This is a genomic window from Microbacterium sp. MEJ108Y (assembly GCF_000834175.1).
In the GTDB taxonomy this organism is placed as follows: domain Bacteria; phylum Actinomycetota; class Actinomycetes; order Actinomycetales; family Microbacteriaceae; genus Microbacterium; species Microbacterium forte.
In genome coordinates this window covers 1-20,770 of record NZ_JXQX01000004.1, presented here as the reverse complement: position 1 = coordinate 20,770, position 20,770 = coordinate 1, and the positions used below count along the sequence as shown (strand labels likewise).

Sequence of the window (20,770 nt, the reverse complement as noted above, 5' to 3'; positions counted from 1 at the left end):
TTCTACTCCGCGGCCCGCAGGGCAGGCCTGACGATGTCGGCGGAATCGCGAGCATCCGCAGGACTGCCGACACTCGGTGTCGGCGCGATCCGCGCCTCGCTCGGGGTCTCTGCGACCTCCGACTTGAGGATGCGCATGGACTGGCCGACGCTCTTGGCGAGGGCGGGGAGCTTCGCGGCGCCGAAGATGAGGACGACGATCGCGAGGATGATCAGGGCGTGCCACCCTGTGAGGTTCTGAAGCATGTCTTCCTTCTTTCTCGTATGAGGTGCGTGGTTCGTGATCAGTCGGACGGCGGCTCACCACCGCCGCCTGGGCCGCCCTCGCCGCCCGACGGGGCGGAGCCCGCGCTCGGCGTCGTGGTCGTGTCGACGCCCACCACGAGCGACGCGGAGTACCCGCTGCCGGCGTCACCGGTGACCGTGGCCAGTTGAAGGGCCCCGGAGTCGTCGCCGAAGACGTTGTCGGAGGAGAGGCTCGTCTGCGCGAGGTTCTGCGAGGACCCCGGGTACCGCGAGTCGGCGTAGACGGTGGCGCAGACGTCTTCCGGCAGCGCCAGCTGGGAGGTGGCGATGGCGTTGGCCGAGTCCGTGATCGAGTCGACGTCCGGATAGACCTCGAAGTGGATGTGCGGCCAGCGGCCCGAGTAGCATCCGGGGAAGATCGACGTGAACGAGACCTTGCCGTCGGCATCCGCGACCTGCACTCCGCGGAGGTAGGTGACGTCCTCGAGGCCCGAGGAGTACATCGAGTACTCACCCTCGGCCGTGCAGTGCCACGCGTAGACCGCGACTCCCTCGAACGGGACGCTGCCGTTCGCGAGATCCACGACCTGCAGCTCGAAGGTCAGGGGGATGCCGTCTGCGGTCGCCGACCCGTCGATCGAGGTCGTGATGTCCTGACGCACGATGCCGGACTCCTCGAGGACATCCGGCCCGTTCGAGCCGTTGCCGGGGTATGGCCCTGCGGTCTCATCCGGGATCTCGCCCGTCGCTGTCGTGGCCGTCGATCCGGACGAGCCATCCGTGTCGGTCGTCGCCGTCGAGTCGCTCGTGCTCGACGTGCTGCTCTGCGACGGAGCGCATGCGGCGAGGACCAGCGCACCCACCCCGAGCCCGGCGAGTCCGAGCACGCCGCGGCGGGTCACCAGCGTGCGGATGTCGAAGGCGGCGCCCTGATCGACGACCTCCTCGTCGGCGCGGTCGAGCAGTCGCCCCTCGTAGGTCGGGCCCTCAGGGGTCTGGACGGGTTCGGGGATGCGGCTCATGATCGTGCTCCTCTCGGTGTGGATGGGTGTCGATGTACCCATGGTCACGGAGGGCCCGATCAGCGAGCTATGTCTCGTCTATGCGAAGACTATGACTCCCGGCGGACGGGCGGGTGCAGGACGAGCACGACGACGATCACGACGAGGACGGCCGCCGTGATCGCCACCGGGATCGGCAGGATCGGGTCGAGCAGCACCACCGCCGCACCGAGCGGGATGACCGTGTTCACGACACCGTCGGCGTGCTCGCGGATCGCGATCCACCAGATGCCGAGCAGGAACAGCGCGATGGGGATGGCCACCGTGAGAGAACCGACGGCGTGAGGGAGATGACTCTCGCCGGTCAGGACGTCGAGCTCGACCTCGATTCCGGCCGAGAACGCGGCGGCTGCGGCGAAGACGAAATAATGCGAGTACCCGTAACGGAGCGACCGCCCGAACGTCGTGATCGCCTTGTGGTGCGGCGGCCAGAAGTAGATCCACCACAGCGAGGCGGTCACCACCAGGGTCAGCACGGAGATCGAGATGAGCGGTACGAAGGAGTCGAGCTCGTTCCTCGCATCGATGATCGCGTTGGCGGAGGCGAGGAGGCTCTCGCCGAGCACGATGAGCGTGAAGAGACCGTAGCGCTCCGTGATGTGATGCGGATGCCAGGGCGTCTGCCTGCGGTGCTCGGCGAACACCGGCACGCTGATCTCGACGAGCGCGAAGACGACGAAGGCCACGATCTGGAAGGGCCCCGACGGGATGAACAGGAACAGCACCCACAGCGCCTGCACACCGGCGATGCCGAACGCGTACCGACGGGTCGCGGCCTTCAGCTCTCCCGCACCACGTGACGCGCGCAGCCATTGCCCGATCATCGCGAGACGCATCACGATGTAGCCGATCACCGGCAGCGTGAAGTCACCGCGCTCGAACGCCGCAGGGATCCCGGCCGCCAGCACGAGGACTCCGCCCATCTGCACGATCGTCGTGACGCGGTAGAGCCAGTCGTCGGTGTCGAATGATGTGGCGAACCACGTGAAGTTCATCCACGCCCACCACACCGCGAAGAACACCAGCGCATAGGAGGTGATGCCGTGGACGAAGTCGCCGTGGCTCAGCGCATGGTGCAGCTGGGCCGAGGCGATGCTCACCGCGACGACGAAGACGAGATCGAAGAACAGCTCGAGCGTGCTTGCGGTGCGATGGGGTTGCGCCGGATCCCTGGGCAGCATGCGGCTGAGATGGAATCGGGTCGCTGAGGTGGTCGTCACGCGGTCAGAATATCGGCGCCGCCGACCCCGGAGCGCATGTACTGGAATAAAGGTTGATCCACTCGCGTGAATTACCTTCCGCTGAACGTCCGGTTCCGCTAGAGTGAACGAAGTCTGCAGTGCCTGCTGCCAGCACCACCGTGTGGGACGGTGACCGCAACTCGTGATTTGGGATCACGGATGCAGCAGGACCCGAGGGGTCGGGACGCAGACGATGCCATGGACGTGGGGTCCGTGGTCTGGGGAATATCTGGGGAAAACTATGGCGCACTGGGGAATTTTGCGTACATTCACGGCTCAAGGGGCCTCGGCATGACTTCCGTCGAGGATGCTCTGAGCATCACCCGCACGGGTACGGTCTTCACGCCGGTCGCTGCTCCTCGAGCCGCCAAGTCGGTCACGCGCACGGTGGTCACACCTCGCGTGTCCGCAACGCTGGAGCGACGCCGTCAGTGGGAGCGGCGTTATCGGATGCGACTGCGGATCACGGATGCCGGGGTCATCCTGTTCGCAGTCGGAATCACAGCAGCGGTCCAGGTGATGACCGGTGTCGCAGGGGAAGAGGCCCTGCGAACCGGCACTCTGCTGGGCACGCTCTGGTATCTGATGCTCGGCGCGCTGCACACCCGTGACGCAGCGCTGTTCCGCGCCAGCGCCACCGAGTACCGCGGTGTGGCACACGCCAGCGGGCTGGCGTTCGGGATCATCGCCATGCTCAGCGTCGTGCTCGGTTGGCAGACGACGCAGCTCGTGCTGCTCGTCGGCCTGCCGCTCGGTGTTCTCACGCTGCTCGTCACCCGCTGGGCGTGGCGGCACTGGCTGACGGCGCAGCGTGCGCGAGGGCGTTTCGCCTCGCGCACGCTCGTCGTCGGCAACCGCGACGACGTCGAGTACGTCATCCGCACCCTGCACCCGATCGGCGCCTCCGGGTATCAGGTCGTCGGCGCGACGCTGCTCGACGGCAACGCACGCGACGTCGAAGCCCGCGGCGCGCAGTTCCCGGTGCTCGGCAACGTCAACTCGGTCTCGACCGTGGCCGCCGAGCTGGGCGCGGACACGATCATCGTCGCGAGCCGTCCCGACGGCGAGCCCGATTTCGTGAAGCACCTCAGCTGGCAGCTCGAGGGCACCGCAGCAGAACTCGTGCTCTCCAGCCGCCTCACCGACGTCGCCGGTCCGCGCATCTCCTTCGCACCGGTCGAGGGGCTTCCGCTCATCCAGGTGCAGATCCCCTCGTACGAGGGCGGTCAGCACGTGCTCAAGCGTGCACTCGACATCGCCGTCGCATCCGTCGCGCTCATCCCGATCGCACTGATCACGCCGATCCTCGCCCTGCTCGTGAAGCTCGACTCGCCGGGGCCCCTGTTCTTCTCTCAGGAGCGCGTCGGCCGAGATGGCCGCACCTTCCAGATCATGAAGTTCCGCTCGATGAAGACCGATGCCGAGCAGCAGCTCGCGACGCTCAAAGAGCAGAACGAGGGCGCCGGCCTGCTGTTCAAGATGAAGGACGACCCGCGTGTCACCCGAGTCGGCCGAATCCTGCGCAAGTTGTCGCTCGACGAGCTGCCGCAGTTCTGGAACGTCCTCATCGGCGACATGAGCGTCGTGGGTCCGCGCCCGCCGCTTCCTTCCGAGGTCACCGCCTACGACGGCACCGTGTTCCGTCGTCTCTACATCAAGCCGGGCATCACGGGTCTGTGGCAGGTCTCCGGCCGCAGCGACCTCTCGTGGGACGAGAGCGTTCGTCTCGACCTGCGCTACGTCGAGAACTGGTCGGTCATGAACGACCTGCAGATCATGTGGCGCACTGCCAAGGTCATGGTGCGGCCCAGCGGGGCATACTAGTCACAGAACACTGTGGTTCGGTCCGCCGGGGAGGCGGATGCAGAACCGTGACGCAGTGAAGTGGGTGCGGAAGCACCCGACATGAGGGGAAAATCACCGTGCCATCAACCGTCCGGATACTTGGCACCCATGGCGTTCCCGCCGCCTACGGCGGCTTCGAGACGGCCGCCGAGAACGTCGGTCTGTACCTGCGCGAGCAGGGGTGGAACGTCATCGTCTACTGTCAGATCCCCGGGGAGGGGCCGACGACGGTGGATGAATGGAACGGCCTGCAGCGCGTCCTGATCCACGAGCCCCGCGAGGGCTGGAAGGGGACCTCCGCGTTCGACCTGACCTCCATCCGTCACGCGATGCGAGCGCACTCGGATGGCGACGTCTGGCTCACTTTCGGCTACAACACCGGGGTGTTCGACGTGATCCCCCGGCTTCGCCGGATCCCCAATGTCATCAACATGGACGGCATGGAGTGGACCCGCAAGCGGTGGGGTGTCGTGAAACAGGGGATCCTGCTCGCCAACGAACGCCTGGCCGGCCTCGTCGGAGACGTGCTGATCGCAGACCACCCGGTGATCGCGACGTACCTCCGTCGGCACTTCGGGAAGAAGCGGGTGCAGACGATCACCTATGGCGCGCACGAGGTCACCGAGGCACCGACGGGCCCCGTCGAGGCGCTCGGCCTCGTCCCCGATCAGTACGCGACGATCGTCTGCCGCCCGATCCCCGAGAACTCGGTGCTCGAGATCGTGAAGGCGTGGTCGTCCGCGAAACGCGGCATGCCGCTCGTGGTCGTGGGTCCCTACGGAGATGATGATCCATACCATCTCGCCGTGCGCGCCGCAGCCTCCGATGAGGTCCTGTTCCCGGGGGCGATCTTCGAACCCGAGCGTCTGCAGTCGCTCCGCTTCCACTCCGCTCTCTACCTGCACGGGCACACGGTGGGCGGCACCAACCCGTCACTGGTCGAGGCGATGGCCGCGGGCAACGCCGTGATCGCCCATGACAATCCCTACAACACCTGGGTCGCCGGACCCGACAACGCCTACTTCACCGGAACCGACGATCTCGCCGGCCTGCTCGACGATGTGCTCTCCGATGACAGCAGAAGGCGGCGCATGGGCGCCGCCAGCCGTGACCGTTTCCACGCTGAGTTCACGTGGACCAAGATCGGCTCCGAGTATGAACACGCTCTTCGCACCGCGCTCGCGCGTCGCGGGCACGTACAGCAGCAGACAGGGGTAAACGCATGATCGATGTCGCAGTGGTCGGACTCGGGAAGATGGGGCTGTCTCATCTTTCGATGATCAAGGCCCATCCCGACGTGAATCTGGTGGGGGTGTGCGACGCCACCGGATATCTGCTCGACATCCTGGCCAAGTACACCGGGGTCAAGCCCTACAAGGACCTCGACAAGATGCTCGACGAGGCCCGCCCGCAGGCCATCATCATCGCGACGCCGACGCATCTGCACGCCGGGATGATCCGGAACGCACTCGAGCGCGGCATCCACGTCTTCTGCGAGAAGCCGCTCGTGATCGATCCGGCCGACAGCATCGAGCTCACCGCGCTCGCCGAGCAGAAGGGACTCGTCACGCAGGTCGGTTATCACAACCGCTTCGTCGGTGCTTTCAGCGAGGTCAAGCGCCTGCTCGACCTCGACGCCATCGGCACCGTCAACACGGCCCTCGCCGAGGCGTACGGCCCCGTCGTGCTGAAGCCCGCCGGGCGCACCTGGCGCAGCGAGCGCGCGACCGGGGGCGGCTGCCTCTACGATTACGCGGCCCATCCGCTGAACCTCCTCACCTGGTATCTCGGCACGCCGGACTCGGTGAGCGGAAGCCAGTTGACGAGCATCTTCTCGGCGCAGATCGACGATGCGGTCGCGAGCACGCTGCACTACCCGAACGGCACGGCGCAGATCATCTCGAACTGGTCCGACGAGTCGCAGCGCAAGATGACGACCAAGATCACCCTCTGGGGAACGAACGGGCGGATCTACGCCGACCGGCAGGAGATTCACGTCTACCTGCGCGACACCGCGACCATCCCCGACGGATATCGCGTCGGCTGGAACGTGCGGTACACGACCGACCTGACGGAAGCGCCCTGGTTCTATCTTCGGGGCGAGGAGTACAGCGCTCAGCTCGACTCGTTCGTGCAGCGCGCTCAGGCGGGCGCGTCCGCCGGGCTCAACGACTTCGCCTCAGCGGCGGTCACCGACAGGGTGATCTCGATGATCAGCGAAGATGCTCTGCGCGACGGTTCACGGCTCACCGCCGACGCCGCGTCGGATCTTGCAGTGAACACGGCACCGAAGGGGCGCATCGCGGCAGCACTGACCGCACTGCGCGGAGGGAAATGACCATGACGACACCCACGCGAACCATGGACCGGCTTCTGTTCGGTGACAACCAGTTCTTCGGCGTCAATCACATGTCCGAAGAGAAGGCCCGCGCTCAGCAGATGCGGTTCCAGGACACCGGTGCGATCATGGGGGTGCTCGATGCCGCGTACGACGAGGGCGTTCACACGTTCATGTGCACCACGCATGATCGCATCTCGGAGGTGACCGACCACGTCCGCGCACATCCGGACCGTTATGCGGACATGACGTTCTTCCCGTGCATGCCGTATGCGCACAAGTACGCGAACGCTGTGACGGAAGACGGGTTCCTCGGCGCGATCCGCAAATTCCTCCCCGAGGAAGGGCTGCTCGACAGCATCGCGCGCGGCACATCGTCGCTCGCTCGCAAGGACATCGAAGGCGTGACGACCCTGCTCATCGACGCCGAGATGAAGATGTTCGAGGGGCTCGACACCCCCGTCATCTGGCTGCAGAACGTCGTCGTCGATCTGCTGTCGGGTCTGGGATTCACCGACGCCTTCCGGATCTTCGCCGACCACGTGCGCAAGCGCTACAACGCGGAGCCCGGTTTCATCACCATGAACCTCCCTCGATTGCTCGATGACCTCGACAAGGCCGGCGTCGAGAACCCGATCGTGTGCTCCAACATCAACAAGCTGGGGTTCCGCATGTCCGGCGGCGTCGAGGCGTACCGTGACGCCATGGAGAAGCGCCAGTTCCGTGCCGTCGCGATGTCGGTGTATGCGAGTGGCGCGATCCCGCCTCGCGAAGCCATCGAGTGGGTGACCTCGCTGCCGAACCTCGAGTCGATCGTCTTCGGCGCATCCAGCCGTGCGAACATCGCATCGACGGTGAGCCTGGTCGACGAGTACTGGCCTCAGCGCTGACATGCCGAAGGGTGACCCGAACGTCGTCCTGATCGCCAACCCCGGCTCCGACCTGTACGGCTCGGATCGGATGGTTCTCGAGACCGTCCGCGCGCTCGTCGGCGCGGGGCGGAGGGTCGTGGTGACCGTGCCGATGGCAGGGCCCCTCGTGCCACTGCTCGAGGACGCCGGAGCCGAGGTCGTCGAGTGCGCGACGCCGATCGTCCGCAAGGGCCTGCTGAACGCACGGGGACTCGTGGAGCTGGTCGTGACGACGATCAAGGGCGTCGGCCCCGGCCTCAGACTCATCCGACGCGTCGACCCCGGCGCGGTGATCGTGAACACCATCACTCCCCCGCTGTGGATCCTCCTCGGCCGCATCAGCCGACGCCGCACGGTCTGTCACGTGCACGAGGGCGAGGGCTCCGTCGCCGGGATCGTGCGCCGCGCCCTGTACCTGCCGCTCGTGTTCAGCGATCGCGTCATCGCGAACAGCGACTTCACGCGTCGCGTCCTGGCGTCCTCCGCTCCTCGGGTCCGCGACAGGACGATCGTGGTGCACAACGCGGTCCCCGGTCCAGGTGAGGTCGTTCCACCGCGAATCGCGCTCACCGCCCCGACGCGCCTCCTCTACGTCGGTCGACTGTCGCATCGCAAGGGCGTGCATGTGGCGGTCGATGCGCTCGACGCGCTCGTTCGCGAGGATCGCGACGTTCGTCTCGACGTGGTCGGCGCCGTCTTCCCCGGCAACGAGGCATACCTCGATGAGCTTCGCGCCCAGGTCGCCCGCTGCGGACTCGAGGATCGGGTGTCCTTCCTGGGATTCAAGTCGTCGGTGTGGGACGACCTCGCACGCAGCGACATCGCCGTGATCACCTCCCTGGTCGACGAGACGTTCGGCAACACCGCCGTCGAGGCCGCTCTCGCCGCGCGTCCTGCGGTGGTGAGTAAGGTCGGTGGTCTGCCGGAAGCAGTGAGTTCGTCGCAGAGCGCGACGCTCGTGGCCCCCGGCGACGCTGCTGCGCTCGCGGCGGCGATCGCTGCCAAGATCGACGATTGGCCCTCGCAGGCGGCTCTCGCGGTATCGGATTCCTCGGCGGTCGCGGACGCGTTCTCGGTCGATCGGTACACCGACGGGATCCTCGCCGTACTTCCTCGCTGAAGGTCTAGCGAGATCTATCCACAGGACTCTTGTCCCCCATCCGGTGGACATGATAGGATCGCGCTCACTGGGGATAGCGTCATTTGGGGATGACGCAAGCCGATCGACTCGTTCTGAACGGGTCGACATCGGCAACCCTGATTGGGGAATCTGGGGAATCGACAATCATGGTGATTGCGCGTACAAGCATGTCCATCGCGGCCCTCGCGCTCTGCGTGAGCCTGGTCGCCTGCAGCGGCACCGGGGAGCCGTCGAGCGGAGCGGATCCGACGGTCACATCGTCGGCGACTCCCGCTCCTGAACCGTCCGCGAGCTCCGCGCCGTCGGCGAACTCGGGAGCGACCACCCCCGACGAGCCTGTCGCGAAGATCGAGCGTGCGGGGCACTCGGATGCACCGACCGTGAAGGCGGATCCGGCGGACACCTCGGATGCCGTGTCCTACGACGACGGCGTCAGCGTCCGCATCGACGACGTGTCGTTCGGCAAGGAGACGTCGCAGGGACCGGGGAGCTTTCCGGGCCGCGAATACGCCCGACTGACGATCACGATCGACAACGGCTCCTCCGACTCGATCGACCTCGGCACGTCGGTGCTCACGGTGCTCGATGCGAGCGGCGCGACCGCGGTGCGCGTCTACGCCGCCGAAGCGGAGGTCACCGACTTCGCCGGCACGGTGGCCGCAGGCAAGAGCGCCACCGCGACCTACGCCTTCGCGCTGACCGTGGATGCGCGCGACGAGGTCACCGTGGTCGTCGACTTCGACGGCGACCATACATCCGCCGTCTTCCGCGGAGGGCTCGGCTGACATGTCCACGCTGAGCCCGTCCGCGACCACCGATTCCGACCGCTTCCCGACACGAGGAACCTCCATGACACGCACCGCTCGCGGAGCAGACCGTCTCCGTCGCGTGATCGCCACGATCGCCACCGCCGCGACAGCCCTCGCCGCGATCGCATTCATCGCTCTGCCCACCGAGTCAGCGTCCGCCGACACACCAGGACAGCCCAACACCGTCACCGCTGACGTCCTGCCCACCTGGCAGATCAACGGTGTCGTGTGGAGTCAGGTCGTGGCCGGGAACACGGTGTACGTCACGGGCAGCTTCACGAAGGCACGCCCGCCGGGGGTCGCCGTCGGCGGGCCAGGCGAGATCGACGCGAACAACGTGTTCGCGTTCGACATCACCACGGGAAACCCCGTTCCGAACTTCAGCCACTCCTTCGACGCTCAGGGACTCGTCGTACGAGTCACCCCCGACGGCAAGACCGTCTACTTCGGCGGCGACTTCACGGCCGTCGACGGGCAGGCCCGCGCGCACGTCGCGGCCTTCGACGTCGCCACCGGCGCGATGCTCGACTGGGCGCCCCGCACGGACGGACAGGTGAGAGGTTTCGCCTTCGCGGGCGACACCGTCTACGTGGGCGGCAACTTCCGCTCCAGCGGCGGTCAGCCGCGCAGCGAGCTGGCGGCCTGGAACACCACCTCCAAGACGATCACGTCGTGGGCTCCGTCTGCGGCCGGAGACGGATTCGTGTGGGACATGCTGATGTCGCCCGACTCCTCCCGCGTCATCATCGGCGGCTCGTTCACCACTCTCAACGGCGCGACCGCATACGGCATGGCCTCTGTCGACACCGCGACCGGGGCCGCACTCCCCTGGGCCGCCACCGACAAGATCAAGACCGCCGGGCTCAACGGCGCGATCTCGAGCCTCAGCACCGACGGCACGCAGGTCTACGGAACCGGGTACGCGTTCGGTGCAGGAGCATCTTTCGAGGGGACCTTCGCGGCTGACCCCTACACCGGCCAGATCAACTGGCTCAACGACTGCCTCGGTGACACGTATGCGAGCTTCCCGCAGGGCGGCGTGCTCTACTCCGTCTCGCACAAGCACGACTGCAGCGTTGTCGGCGCCTTCGGCGACACCAACCCGCGCTCGCGCTGGGTGAAGGCGATCGCCGAGAGCACCACGCCCACGGGTGGCGTGATCACCAAGAAGGACGCCTACGGGTGGGACTTCACCGGTCTTCCCTACACGGAGCAGCTCAACTGGTACCCCGATCTCGAGTTCGGCACCTACACGAGCGCGCGTCAAGCCGCATGGTCGGTCACCGGAAACGCGAACTACGTCGTTCTGGGCGGCGAGTTCCCGAAGGTGAACAACGTGGCGCAGCAGGGCCTCGTCCGGTTCGGCAAGACGAACGTCTCGCCGCACGCCGTCGCCCCGGTCTACAACGCCGGCCTCACCCCCGCGCCGTACTCGAACGAGTCCGGAGTGGTGAGGGTCCCGTTCACCAGCGTCTGGGATCGCGACAACGCCACGATCACGTACGACGTGTTCCGCAGCCCCTCCGTCAAGATCGCGACCTTCACCCGCACCGACGGCCGGTTCTGGAACCTGCCGAGCCTGAGCATCACCGACAGCGGCCAGACGCCGGGAGCGCAGGTGCGCTACCAGGTCAGGGCCAAGGATGCCGACGGCAACGTGCAGTGGAGCGCCTGGTCGCCCTATGTGACCGTGTCGAGCACGCCGACCGCCACGTACCGCGCAGCGGTGAGGGCAAGCGGTGCCAGCCACCTCTGGCGCCTCGACGAGACGACCGGAACGCGACTGTACGACGACGTGGGGAACGCACCCGGTACGGCCACGAGCCTCACGCTCGGCTCGTCGGGCGCACTGCTCAACGACTCCAACGCGGCGATCACCTCTGCCGGGGGAAGCACGCCCAAGATGACGACGCAGGATGTCAGCACCGCGACGCCGGCCGCGACGGTCGAGGCGTGGGTGAAGACCACCAACACGAGGGGCGGGCGGATCGTCGGCTTCGGCGACTCCGCCACGGGCACGTCGACGTCGGGGATCACCGACCGAGTGCTCTACCTCGACAACTCGGGACGCGCGAACTTCGCGATCAACGACGGCTCCTACCGCACGATCTTCAGCCGCACCGCGGTGAACGACGGCAACTGGCACCACATCGTGGGCACCGTGGGCGCCGAGGGCATGCAGCTCTTCGTCGACGGCAAGCGCGTGGATCGCGATCAGGCACGCACCTCGCCGAGGATCTACGACGGCTACTGGCGCATCGGCGCAGACCAGACGAACGGCTTCACCAACAAGCCGACCAACGCCGGTCTCGCGGGCACGATCGACGATGTGGCGGTGTACCCGTCCGCCCTGACTCCGGCCGACATCCAGTCGCACTACCTCGCGAGCGGGCGTTCGGCCGCGTGGACCGCAGCTCCGACCGACGTCTACGGCGCCGCGGTGTCGACGGACAAGCCGGATCTCTACTGGCGTCTCAACGAGACGGCGGCAGGCACCATCGTCGACTCCGCCTCCGGCGGGACGACGGGCAACCTCGCTGGAACCGTGACCCGCGGGCAGACGTCCGCGATCGGGACCGGAACCGCGACCACCTTCAACGGCACGACCGCGCTCGTGGTCGCGCAGGAGCCCTGGACGGCGCCGACCACCTACAGCGCAGAGCTGTGGTTCAAGACGACGAGCAACAAGGGCGGCACGCTGATCGGATTCGGCAACGCCACCAGCGGGCTCAGCACCCAGTACGACAGACACGTCATCATGCAGAGCGACGGAAGGGTGCAGTTCGGAAGCGGTCAGCCGCAGACGACCCTGGTCACCCCCACCGCCTACAACGACGGCCAATGGCACCACGTGGTCGCCACTCAGGGCGCCGACGGGATGCGGCTGTGGCTCGATACGCAGCTCGTCGGCAGCAACTCGATGGCGGGTTCGGAGAACTACCGCGGATACTGGCGCATCGGCGCGGACAGGACGTGGGGCAGCACGTCCAGCAACTACATCGCCGGAACACTCGACGAGGTCGCCGTGTACCCCTCGGTGCTCTCGGAGCAGCGGGTTCGCGATCACTTCGCAGCGAGCGGCCGCACCGTTCCCGGGCGTGCACCGGTGGCGGCATTCACCTCGGTGGCCGACAAGCTGAAGATCGACGTCGACGCGAGCACGTCGACCGATGCCGACGGAGGGCCGCTCGCCTACGCGTGGGACTTCGGTGACGGCACGGTCGCGACGGGGGCGACGGCGTCGCACGTCTACACCGCCGGGGGCACCTACACGATCACGCTGAAGGTGACGGACAGCACCTCGCTCGTCAACACCCTCACCCGGTCGGTCACGGTCGCCCCTAACCAGGCTCCCACCGCGGCGATCAGCGCCACCACGGATCACCTCGACGTCGCGCTCGACGGATCGGCATCGTCCGACCCCGACGGCACGATCGCGTCGTACGAGTGGGACTTCGGTGACGGCACGACCGGCACCGGCGCCACCACGACCCACACCTACGCGACGGCGGGCGACTTCACCGTGACTCTCACGGTGAAGGACGACAACGGCGCCACTGCCACCAAGACGCGGGCCGTCACGACGACGCTGGCGCCGAACCAGGATCCGACGGCGGCGTTCACGACCGCGGCGAACCTGCTCGCAGTGACCGTGGATGCCACGACATCGACGGACCCTGACGGGACCATCGACATCTACGCCTGGGACTTCGGTGACGGCGGCACCGGATCCGGAGCGACGGCGTCCCACACCTATGCGAGCGCCGGCACCTACACCGTGAAGCTCACGGTGACGGACAACCGAGGTGGCACGGCGACCGTGACGCATGACGTCACCGTGGCGCCGAACCAGGCACCCTCTGCGGCCTTCACCACCTCGGTGGCGAACCTCGCTGTGGCTGTCGACGGCTCGGGCTCAGCGGATGCGGACGGAACCGTCGAGTCCTACGCCTGGGACTTCGGCGACGGCGGCACCGCTTCGGGTGCGACGTCGTCCCACACCTACGCAGCCGGGGGCACCTACACCGTGACCCTGACGGTGACAGACGATCGGGGGGCGACAGCCACCACGACGAAGTCGGTCACCGTCGCGGCACCGCAGGTGTGGGCGCAGGATGCCTTCACCCGGACGGGCACCAACGGATGGGGCACCGCGACCACCACCGGCGGCGCGTGGACCATGTTCCCGACCAGCGCGACGGCACTGAGCAAGTTCGCCGTCAACGGCACCGGCGGAACCGTCACCCTGTCGGCGGGGAACAACTACTCGGCCTCGCTCGCCGGCTCGACGCCGTCGACGAACACCGAGGAACGGTTCACGGTGGCCTTCAACCAGCCGTCCACTGGTGGCGGGTTCTACTTCTCCGCTCTCGGACGACAGATCGACACTGCCAACGACTACCGGGCGAAGTTCCGCGTGGCGTCGAACGGCGTCGTGTCCCTCTGGCTGACGAAGACGATCGCCGGGGTCGAGACGGTCCTCTCGTCGACGACCGTCCCCGGTCTGACGATCACGAGCGCCGACCAGCTGAGCGTCAAGTTCCAGGTGACGGGCACCAACCCGACGACCCTCAAGGCGAAGGTCTGGCGCACCGCCACCACAGAACCGACAGCGTGGACCCTTTCGACGACCGATGCCACGGCCTCGCTGCAGGCCCCCGGCTACGTGGGCGTGAACAGCTACCTGTCGTCCAGCGCGACGGCCGTGCCTGTCGTCTACACGTACGACGACTTCTGGGCAGGACCCGCACAGTAGTCAGTCATCCGTGACACGAAGGGCCGAGGCGATCACCGCCTCGGCCCTTCTGGGTTGATGACACGCCCTCACCGAAGGTCGGGAGTCGCGATGAGGGGGCACCGGGCCCCGATCAGGGGAACCGGATCGCGATCAGGGGAACCGGGCCCCGATCGTGGGTGTCGTCGATCCGAGGATCGTCGCCACGATCGCCGGAAGACCTCTGGCGGGGGCCGTCACACCCGCGAGCAGCCTTCCAGAGGCATCCGTCGCCTTCCTGCCCTCGACCGCGGTGGAGTTCGCGTCCTGCCCTGTCGTCGTCCGGTAATCCGCCCACGTCGTGAACACATACGGGTTCACATTGGCCGTGCCACGCGACCAGATGACGAACCACGTGGGCGCCGCAGCGCTGTTCCGCTGCACCACATTTCCGTCCGAGCGGATGTTGAGGTCGGCCGGGGTGTACCGGTGCGTGTAGTCCTCGACGCACACCGTGCAGTTTCCGGCGCTCTCACCGATGACGTTGTTCCCCATCGAGATGTCGCGGATCAGCCACGGCATCGTCGAATCCGGGAACGGGCGCCGAGCGTTGTGTCCCGGGACGGACGAATCCGTGGAGCTGCGGCTGTCCTGCACGATGTTCACAGCCCGGTCACCGCCGATGATCGTGTTGTTCCACAGGTTCACGCCGCCGGTGTTGTTGATCTTGACGCCGTTGCCCGCGTTCCGAAGGACGAGGTTGTTGACGAAGTCGATCTTCTGGGACAACTCGAGGAAAGCGCCGGCACCCCTGTTCTCGACGAGGTCGGATCCTGTGATGCGAACGTCGTAGACCGATTGATCGAGCCACACCCCTGGGCCGTCGTTGCGCAGCAGGGCGGAATCGCTCACGGTGACTCCCCGCGACTTCGCGATCTTCACGCCGCCGGACACGGGCGATGTGTTGAAGTGCTCGGCGTTGTTCTCGACGGCGAGGAGGTCATCGATCGTCAGCGCGTCAGCGTAGTTGGCGCCGAGCCCCATCAGGCCGTTGCGAGCCAGCGTCACATCGCGCACCGTCGCGTTCGAGGCGCCGACGAAGAGTCCGGTCGACGCCGTGTCGTAGATCACGACGTTCTCGATCGTCGCCTTCGGCGCTTCGACGGTGACGGCGCCCATCATCCAGACGGACGTCGCGTAGTTGCGGACACCGATGCCTCGGACGACCGCGCCCTCCCCGCGCAGCGAAAGCGCCTTGGTCAGAGTCGACGCGCGCACCGTGCGGCCTGCAGGGTCGCTGCCGAGATAGAGCCGGTCGTTCGCCACGTCGGTGAAGAAGGTGCCCGGCTTCAGTGCCGCCAGCGAAGAGACCTCGGCCTGAGCGGCGCCGTCGATCCAGACCTGCTCGGGGTGCGCGGCCATGGGATACGCCGCGTTCAGCCACCGCCAGCCGGGTTCTGTTCCGTCGGCCTCGCCCTTGGTGAAGGACGGCGTCGAATCGAAGTCGTACTTCCAGTCCGCGCTGAACCAGCGACCGCTGGAAGCCTGCCAGTTCTTCAGGGTCGAGGCGCCGTCGAACCAGACCGCCTCACCCGGATAGGACTGGATCGTGATCTTCTTGCCCGCGGGGATCACGACCGTCTCGTGATACGAGCCCGCGCGAAGCACGAGCGTCGAACCTGAAGGCGCCCGGTCGACTGCGGCCTGGACCGTGGCGAAGGGGGCCGCGGAGGTACCCGAGCCGGACGCTGTGCCGCTCGGGCTGACGAAGAGCGCTCCAGCGGAAACCGGATACTTCGTGGTTCCGACGAGCGCCGACCCCGCGCCCGTCCTCGCGCCGGCGACGTTCCAGACCGGGGCCGCTCCGGCCGCACCGGCGGGAGCCGTCGGGGTGGTCGGTGTCGTCGGAGTCGTGGGAGTTGTGGGAGTCGTGGGAGTCGTGGGAGTCGTCGGAGTCGTCGGAGTCGTCGGCGGAGCAGGCGTCGTCGTCGCCTTCGCGGTGACAGTGAGGTCATCGAAGAGGGCTGCCAGCGCGGGTGTGCTCCGCGAGACATAGAGCCGCACCCCCACGCGCCCCTGGGCCGCGAGGCGCTTCGCCGAGCGATCCGTGACAGAGAGCTTCCACGTGGTCGGCTTCGTTCCTGCCGCGGTCACCCGTGCATCGACCGTGACTGCGGTCGTCCCAGCGAGGCGGGTCTCGAGGACGAACGGGACGCCGGCCTTCACACGGAGCTCGGGAACCCACGCGTGGCCGAGGCTCGTCTGCACCCCCGCGTTCACGCGGAGCGTCTCGAGAAGCACCACGCCCTTCGGATCCACGCGGACCTGCGTCTGATAGAAGCCGTCGGCCGTGAGTCGCGACTGCAGGCTCACGTACACACCCGAACCGGACTTCGGCAGCTGCGGAAGCGTGAAGACCGTCGACTGAGTGGAGTCGCGGACGGAGAGACCGACCGGTCGCGCGGTCACGGTGGCACCCGGCGCGGCGGCGGACAGCTTCGCCTTGCCGTTCGCGACCGAGATCGAGGTCAGCGGTGAGGCGTCGTACGTTCGGCCGTCGGGCGCGGTCCCCAGGCCCTTGGCGACGGTGCGCGTCATCGAGTCTTGGATGAGGACCACGCCTGAGCTCTCTGCGGCCGCGGCGGGGGCCACGGAGGCGAAGGGAAGGAGTAGTGCGGATAAAGCTGCGATCAGGGGGAGGGAGTTTTTACGCATGGGGGGAGGGTCTCCGATGTGCTTCTCGTCACTGCAGGGTCGGGTGTGGCAGCTACGACATCCGACTTCGGTGGCGGATTGTCGTAGACAATAGCCTGAATTCCCTGCGCAGTGGCTGAGGATTCGCTGATACTGGTCTACAGACTGTCAGCGTTCGGAGCGAGTGCGGGCTCAGCCGAGCGCTGACATCTTCCGGAACCATATGGCCAGAGCGGCGGCCAAGTACAGCAGCGCGGCGAGGGCGAGGAGGCTGTATATCAGCATGAAAGCCTGCGGCCAGCCCCACAGCACGAACGCGAAACAGAGGATGCCGTAGTCCGTCGGAAGCCCGAGCAGAGAGCGCCCGAGTGAGAACCCACCGGCCTGAGCCGCCTGCGCGACGCCCTTCTTGCCGCGCAGCAGGTCGTTCAGGATCATCCCGAAGAACGTCACCGTCGAGATGACTGCGAAGCCGAGCGGCACCAGAAGCCAGAGGTCCGACGGCAGCGGGAAGAACCGGTACCAGCCGATGGCGACTGCGAGCGGAAGAGCGACGAGCTTGGTGGAGTCCAGCACGTGGTCGAGCCACTCCCCCGCGAGCGAGCCTCCTCCACGGAGCCTCGCGACCTGACCGTCTGCGCTGTCCCAGGCATAGCCGACCGCGAGGAGCAGCCAGACGATGATCCCGAGCACGATCGACGGCGGGACCGTCGCCAGGAGCACGATCCCCGTGAAGGTGAAGGCCGCGCTGATCAGAGAGACCTGATTCGGCACGAGCCCTGCGGTGAATGCGCCGGCTGCGATGACCCGGCCGACGGGACGGTTGATGAAGACCGAGTACGCAGGAGCCCCGCGTGCACGCCCCTTCTGGGCGGCCGCGAGGCTCCGGTACGAATCTGCGAAAGTCAGGGCGTCACTCCTCGTGCTCGGAAGTCGTCGAATGTCAGGGTGTACGGAACACTGGTGAAGCCGGATCCCGCGTAGGTCGAGATCCCGACGTGACCGGCGGTCTGCAGTGCTGCGGTGGAATCGGTCGTGGACAGCTGCCAGGCAGCCGGCTCCGTCGTTCCCGCCGCCCAGAGCTTACTCCGGAGCGTCGTCGTACCCGTGCCGAATGCCTGCACCCGCACGTTATATACCGTTCCGGCGGCGAACGTGAAGCCCGCCATGTTCTGCGAGACCAATGCCGTGCCACCGCGGGCGAGCTGTGCCGTCACCGATCCGTCGGCACCGATCAGCCACCGCGCCCGGTAGTCATCCGACCCGACGACCCGAGCGAGTGCCGCGACGTAGACGCGCGCTCCGGCCGGCATCGCCGGCGCGGTCACGGTGAACGTCAGATCCGTGCTCGTCGAGGTGGCGGAGTTCAACGATGCCGTGCGAGTCTGCCCCGCCGCCTGCGTCGTGAACTTCGCTGCCCCGTTGTCGATCGCGACGTTCGCCGCTCCGCTCGTCTGCGTCCAGACACCACCGGTCTGGGCCGTCCCGAGCGTGCCGTTCGCCCGACCGAAGTCGTCGGCGGCGAAGGCCGCACCGGCCGGAGCGACCACCGTCACGGACTTCGTCACGGTGTTCACCGCGCCGAGGTTGTCGGTCACCGTCAGCGTCACCGTGTATGTGCCCGCTGCGGCATACGGGTGCGAAGCCGTCGACCCGGTGGCGGTCGACCCGTCACCGAAGTTCCACGCATACGAGGCGACAGAGCCGTCAGGATCCGTCGATGCCGTGCCGTCGACCGCGACCGTGAGATCGGTCGGAGTCGCCGTGAACGATGCGACAGGGTTCTGGTTGGCCGGGCCCGCCGTCACCGTGACCGCCTTGGTGACCGTTCCGGTTGCGCCCTTGTCGTCCGTGACCGTCAGCTTCACCTGATACGTGCCTGCGGCAGCATATGCATGCGCAGCGGGCGTGACGCCCGTGGCCGTGGCTCCGTCTCCGAAGTCCCAGGCGTACGAGGCGATGGTGCCGTCGGCGTCGGTCGAGGTCGATCCGTTCACCGTGGCCGAGAGCCCGCTCACCGAACTGGTGAATGCGGCGACCGGCGCCTGGTTGGCGGGAGGCGTCGGGCCGCCCGTCGTGGATCCTGCCCAGAAGTTGTCGAACCGGGTCTGGAACGGCACGTTGGTGACCGAGCCGCCGAGATACACACCGAGACCGACGTGTCCGGCCGACTGCAGACCAGCGGTGGAGCTCGTCGTCGACGAGGTCCAGTTCGCGGGCTCAGCCGTGCCGACCTTCCACACCTTGGCCCTGACCGTCGTCGGCGAGGTGCCCGTGGCCTCGGTGCGCACGTGCAGTGCGTCACCGGCGCTCACGGTCAGCCCGGTCGACGCGGTCGTCAGGACGGTAGCCGTCTGCTGCAGCTGCAGCTGGACCCCGCCGGTCGGCGAGACGATGACCCGCGACCGGTAGTCCTCCGTGCCCACACGACGTGCGGCCACCGTGTAGTACGCGCTGCCCCCGGTCGGGAGCTGCGGCAGCACCACGTCGACGTCGACTGCGGTGTCGGTCGAGGAGACTCCCGTGAGGTACGCGTACCGCTGCGCTCCTCCGGCCGGCTGCTGGAACGCCGCGTAGGCGCCGCTGACGAGGTAGTTGGATGCCGTGTTCGACAGGGTCCACGCTCCCCCGGTGTTCGCGGTACCGAGGCCGCTGGCGACCGTGCGGTTGAACGAGTCGGTGGCGTAGGTCACCGCTCCCACCGGCGCCGTGACCGTGATCGACGCCGTCGTCTGCGACGTCGCTCCCTCGTCATCGGTCACGGTGAGCGTGATGGTGTACGTTCCCGCTGCCGCGTACGTGTGGGTCGCGGTCTTGCCCGATCCGGCCGCCGAGCCGTCACCCCAGTTCCACGAGTAGCCGGCGATCGTGCCGTCGGTGTCCTGCGAGGCGCTCGCGTCGACATCGGCCTTCAGGTCGGTGGCGGCGGAGGTGAACGAGGAGACCGGCGCCTGGTTCGCGACGGCTTCGACGACGGACGTCGACGTGCCCGTCGCGCCCTTGTCGTCCGTCACCGTGAGGGTCACCGTGTAGGAGCCCGCGACCGCGTAGGTGTGCGTCGCCGTGGCTCCGGTGCCCGCAGGCGTTCCGTCGCCCCAGTTCCAGCTGTAGCTCGCGATCGTGCCGTCGGCATCCGCGGAGGCGCTCGCGTCGACCGCGAGGCCGAGCTTGGTCATGGTGTTCGTGAAGCTCGCCGTCGGTGCGATGTTCGCGGGCGCTCCCGTGGTTCCCAGCGCGTAGTGCTGCGAGACGGTCGTTCCGGACAGCGGCGACAGGTAGACCGCGACCTCGTCGATCGATCCGTCGAACTCCCAGTCGCCCGGACCCCACGTGACGTCGCCGCCCACGTGCCAGTACCCGGTGTAGTCCTGAGCGTTCGTCTGGCCGTTGGACCCCTGCTCCACGCCGTCGACGTAGAGGCGCATTCCGGTGGCGCCCTGCGTGGCGACCACCTGGTGCCACTGGCCGTCGTTGTACGACGCGGAGGTCTGCAGCGTGTCGGCGAAACCGACCCACACTCCGTAGATGAGCTTGCCGTCCGGTGTCATGTAGACGTGACGGTCGTAGCCCGAGGAGTTGCCGTTCGAGCTGTTGCCGAAGCCGATGATCTTGCCACCGGTGGTCGTGCTCGTCTTGAACCATGCCTCGAGCGAGTACGAGCGGGGGTTCGTGTAGGAGTTCTGGCTGATGACCTGGCCACCCTCGAACGAGGCCGCCTTGTTGGTCACACCGGCGAGGGCTCCGTCGGCGCCCTTGCTGACGCTGCCGAAG

Annotated in this window: 13 protein-coding genes; 7 read left to right on the top strand and 6 right to left on the bottom strand. The window is 67.2% G+C overall.

Annotated elements, in window-relative coordinates:
• Positions 1-2 precede the first annotated feature (2 nt).
• From RU09_RS02005 to RU09_RS01995, 3 genes are all read right to left on the bottom strand, one after another.
• Complete coding sequence (locus tag RU09_RS02005; protein ID WP_042536944.1) at positions 3-245, bottom strand: twin-arginine translocase TatA/TatE family subunit; 243 nt, start codon at positions 243-245, stop codon at positions 3-5.
• A gap of 38 nt (positions 246-283) precedes the next feature.
• Positions 284-1,267, bottom strand: a complete 984-nt coding sequence (locus RU09_RS02000) for an intradiol ring-cleavage dioxygenase (protein ID WP_042537170.1) — start codon at positions 1,265-1,267, stop codon at positions 284-286.
• 89 nt (positions 1,268-1,356) lie between these two features.
• A complete protein-coding gene (locus tag RU09_RS01995) occupies positions 1,357-2,487 on the bottom strand; it encodes a low temperature requirement protein A (RefSeq protein ID WP_042537168.1) in 1,131 nt (376 codons plus the stop codon).
• A gap of 351 nt (positions 2,488-2,838) precedes the next feature.
• On the opposite strand from RU09_RS01995, the gene RU09_RS01990 reads away from it, so the two are divergent.
• From RU09_RS01990 to RU09_RS01960, 7 genes are all read left to right on the top strand, one after another.
• Positions 2,839-4,371 carry a sugar transferase gene (locus RU09_RS01990; RefSeq protein ID WP_042536941.1) on the top strand — a complete coding sequence of 511 codons (1,533 nt, stop codon included), beginning with the start codon at positions 2,839-2,841 and terminating at the stop codon, positions 4,369-4,371.
• A 98-nt stretch (positions 4,372-4,469) separates the two neighbouring features.
• Positions 4,470-5,618 carry a DUF1972 domain-containing protein gene (locus tag RU09_RS01985; RefSeq protein ID WP_042536939.1) on the top strand — a complete coding sequence of 383 codons (1,149 nt, stop codon included), beginning with the start codon at positions 4,470-4,472 and terminating at the stop codon, positions 5,616-5,618.
• Positions 5,615-6,730, top strand: coding sequence for a Gfo/Idh/MocA family protein (locus tag RU09_RS01980; protein ID WP_042536937.1), 1,116 nt, complete (start codon positions 5,615-5,617; stop codon positions 6,728-6,730). The genes RU09_RS01985 and RU09_RS01980 overlap by 4 nt, the downstream gene beginning before the upstream one ends.
• A 2-nt stretch (positions 6,731-6,732) precedes the next feature.
• Complete coding sequence (locus RU09_RS01975) at positions 6,733-7,620, top strand: hypothetical protein (protein ID WP_197065936.1); 888 nt, start codon at positions 6,733-6,735, stop codon at positions 7,618-7,620.
• A 1-nt stretch (position 7,621) separates the two neighbouring features.
• The gene (locus tag RU09_RS01970; protein WP_042536935.1) at positions 7,622-8,761 is read left to right on the top strand and encodes a glycosyltransferase; all 1,140 of its coding nucleotides are present in this window, start codon (positions 7,622-7,624) and stop codon (positions 8,759-8,761) included.
• 188 nt (positions 8,762-8,949) lie between these two features.
• Positions 8,950-9,567 carry a hypothetical protein gene (locus RU09_RS01965; RefSeq protein ID WP_042536932.1) on the top strand — a complete coding sequence of 206 codons (618 nt, stop codon included), beginning with the start codon at positions 8,950-8,952 and terminating at the stop codon, positions 9,565-9,567.
• A gap of 64 nt (positions 9,568-9,631) precedes the next feature.
• Positions 9,632-14,347 (top strand): LamG domain-containing protein, encoded by a 4,716-nt coding sequence (locus RU09_RS01960; protein WP_042537163.1) that lies wholly within the window; start codon positions 9,632-9,634, stop codon positions 14,345-14,347.
• A 132-nt stretch (positions 14,348-14,479) separates the two neighbouring features.
• Here the strand turns inward: RU09_RS01960 and RU09_RS18420 are convergent, their stop codons facing one another.
• The 3 genes from RU09_RS18420 to RU09_RS01945 form a co-directional block, all read right to left on the bottom strand.
• Positions 14,480-16,903 carry a right-handed parallel beta-helix repeat-containing protein gene (locus RU09_RS18420; RefSeq protein ID WP_156145857.1) on the bottom strand — a complete coding sequence of 808 codons (2,424 nt, stop codon included), beginning with the start codon at positions 16,901-16,903 and terminating at the stop codon, positions 14,480-14,482.
• 288 nt (positions 16,904-17,191) lie between these two features.
• Positions 17,192-17,773, bottom strand: coding sequence for a CDP-alcohol phosphatidyltransferase family protein (locus tag RU09_RS01950; RefSeq protein ID WP_327037341.1), 582 nt, complete (start codon positions 17,771-17,773; stop codon positions 17,192-17,194).
• Positions 17,774-17,904: 131 nt separating this feature from the next.
• On the bottom strand, positions 17,905-20,770 hold a 2,866-nt coding region (locus tag RU09_RS01945; protein ID WP_156145856.1), incomplete at its 5' end, for a PKD domain-containing protein.